The sequence below is a fragment of the Amycolatopsis sp. NPDC057786 genome (genome assembly GCF_042797905.1).
Taxonomy (GTDB): Bacteria; Actinomycetota; Actinomycetes; order Mycobacteriales; family Pseudonocardiaceae; genus Amycolatopsis.
Map to the genome: position 1 here is coordinate 1 of NZ_JBHVKW010000198.1, position 2,615 is coordinate 2,615.

General features: G+C 67.4%; 4 protein-coding genes. 1 reads left to right on the top strand and 3 read right to left on the bottom strand.

The annotated features are described in order from the left end of the window. Positions 1-39 precede the first annotated feature (39 nt). From bcp to ACFVM3_RS41840, 3 genes are all read right to left on the bottom strand, one after another. Positions 40-513, bottom strand: a complete 474-nt coding sequence (gene bcp / locus ACFVM3_RS41830; RefSeq protein WP_378445470.1) for a thioredoxin-dependent thiol peroxidase — start codon at positions 511-513, stop codon at positions 40-42. Positions 514-540: 27 nt separating this feature from the next. Beyond that, positions 541-1,086, bottom strand: a complete 546-nt coding sequence (locus ACFVM3_RS41835; protein ID WP_378445472.1) for a hypothetical protein — start codon at positions 1,084-1,086, stop codon at positions 541-543. 202 nt (positions 1,087-1,288) lie between these two features. Beyond that, positions 1,289-1,471: a hypothetical protein gene (locus tag ACFVM3_RS41840; protein ID WP_034308775.1), complete on the bottom strand. Its 183-nt coding sequence runs from the start codon at positions 1,469-1,471 to the stop codon at positions 1,289-1,291. 130 nt (positions 1,472-1,601) lie between these two features. On the opposite strand from ACFVM3_RS41840, the gene ACFVM3_RS41845 reads away from it, so the two are divergent. Beyond that, complete coding sequence (locus ACFVM3_RS41845) at positions 1,602-2,561, top strand: glycoside hydrolase family 25 protein (RefSeq protein WP_378445474.1); 960 nt, start codon at positions 1,602-1,604, stop codon at positions 2,559-2,561. Positions 2,562-2,615: the final 54 nt, after the last annotated feature.

The window sequence follows — 2,615 nt, forward strand, 5'->3', positions numbered from 1 at the left end:
GGTGAGGACGGTTAGAACCGTCCTCACCACTCACGAGACTCACGCGAGGTCGAGGTCCCGCAGCAGCTTCGCGACGTGGCCGGTCGCGCGCACGTTGTACTGCGCCACGGCGATCTTGCCCTCGGGGTCGACGACGAACGTCGAGCGGATGACGCCTTCGTAGACCCTGCCGTAGTTCTTCTTCTCGCCGAAGGCGCTGTACGCCTTGAGGGCGGTCTTCTCCGTGTCGGACAGCAGCGGGAAGGTCAGCCCCTCCGCCTCGACGAACTTCGCGAGCTTCGCGGGCTTGTCTGGCGAGATGCCGAGCACCTGGTAGCCGGCGTCGTTGAGCTGCGCGAGGCTGTCCCGGAAGTCGCAAGCCTGCTTCGTGCAGCCCGGCGTTCCGGCGTTCGGGTAGAAGTAGACGACGACCGACTTGCCGCGGAAGTCGCTGAGCTTGACGTCGTTGCCCTCGCTGTCGGGGAGGGTGAAGTCGGGCGCTTTGTCGCCGGGGGAAAGTCGCTGCTCGGTCATGACGCACACGGTAGCGAATCGGCGGCGTCAGACCTTTCCGCAGTACTTCGCGGCGACAGGCTCCGAAGGGCTCGGCCGCACCTGAAGGCGCAGCTTCACCGGCCTGTCCGGAACTGCGAAGGCGAGGTTCAGCTGGACCGACCTGCCGGGTGCCACGTCCTTGCCCGCGTCCGCGACGCCGTTGTAGCCCTGCACGGGGTCGACGACCTGTTTGACCGCGGTGGTCTCTCCGTCGACCTCGCCCGTGACGGACAGACCGGAGAGCCGGTAAGTGCCTTCGCCCGCGTTCGTCACCTCGATACCGAAGGCCACCGCGCGCGGGCTCTGCGGGTACGCCGACGCACTGGGGCGGAACGCTTTCGGTGCGGACACGGAGATCGTGACCCCGGTCGCGAACCGGTGCGGGGCGCCGAACGCGAGGTCGCCTTCCGCGTGCGTCGCGGCCAGGCCCTGCGCCGGAGCGTCCGCGCCGAGCGCGGCGGCCCCTTTTTCCGGTGCCGGAACCCCGCACGCGGTCGCCAGCAGCAACGAGCAGGCGGCGATCAAGAGCTTCGGGGTGCGCGGGGGCGCCATGTGGGGTTACTCCAGTCGGCGGTGCGGGTGGGCCGTTCGAGGTAGGTATTAGTGCCGAAGAGTCCAGACTGACGGTCTTCCGCAGCCGAGAGGAGCGGCGAGGCCGGGTTGAGGCGGACCTGGTGTACAGCCGTGGCCGATCCGTGATCGGAAGGACACGACTAGTGACAGTCGTCACCTCGGTGGCACATCGCCGAGGGGGTCAGACGGCGAAGGCGAAGAACAGGATGAAGATCGCCAGACCGGACACCCAGGCCACGATCAGCCAGCCGAAATCGCGCATCGGATCGACCGCCCGGCTTTCCTCGCCAGGGACGTAGACGCCGCGCTCTTCGAACCAGTCGGCCCAACGGGTCAGCCAGCGAATGGGGCTTCGAGACGCCATGTCGTCACAGTACGGGTATGGACGAGCCGCGTCAGCCAAGGAGGGGCCGCCCAAAAGGGCGAATCGGGCGCGCCGGTTATCGCCCACTAGGCCCTTTTGTCCAACTGGGTTCACCCGTCAGGCTGTAACGATGGCGCTGGGAATAGATATCTACAGTCGCTTTCAATCCGTTACCAATTGGCAGGCCGTCAAGGATCACGGCGTGACCTTCGTCTTCGTCAAGCTCACCGACGGAGGTGGCCTGCCGAACGGCGGGCGCAACACCGGCGACGCGCTGGTGGCGGGCGCCAGATCCGTGGGAATCCCGGTGGGCGGCTACCACTACGCGCAGGCGAGCCCCTCACCCGAGGCGCAGGCAGACGTGTTCATCGCGGAGGTCCGGCGGCTCGGGGCGACCGGCTGCGTCCCGATGCTCGACCTCGAGGACAACCCGCCGGGTTCGGGGGCGCCGAACATCCCCGACGGGCGCAAGCGGGACTTCTCGATCAGGTTCTGCAACCGCGTGGCGGGCCACGGGTTCCGGCCCGGTATCTACATGAACAACTCGCTCGCCAAGATGCTGCGGCCCGACCAGTTCGGCGTACGGGACCTTGTCATCTGGATCGCGCGCTACGGCGCCAGACCCGACGCCGCGGCGGGCCGCTACGACGTGCACCAGTACTCGGACGCCGGTCAGATCCCCGGTATCCGCGCGAGCAGTGTCGACCTCAACGAGTCCTACACGAACGCCCACTTGACCGGCGGCGGCGCCGCCCCGACGCGGAAGGCGACGACAGAACTCATGGAACGCAGGACCATTCCGGCCAGCCCGTCCGTCACGTCCGTGCGCTTGTTGCTCTCCGGCAGCGAGACGGCCGCGATCATCGTCCGCCCGCGTATCGACGGGGACGGCATCACCGACGCGCCCGTGTGGCAGGGCAACATCTACGCCTGGGGCAGCGACAAGGTCGGCGTCGGCGGGAATCCCATGCAGAAACCCGGATTCGACCCGAAGACCGTTTCGCACCGGCGCTATCACCTGCCGGGCGCGGTGTGGGCGGACTACGAGTACAGCTCGAACGTGGATTTCGAGATCGACATCGTCGGCTGAGCCCGGAAGTCCGTGAAGGCCTCCTTCACTACCTTGAGGGTAGGGAAGGAGGCC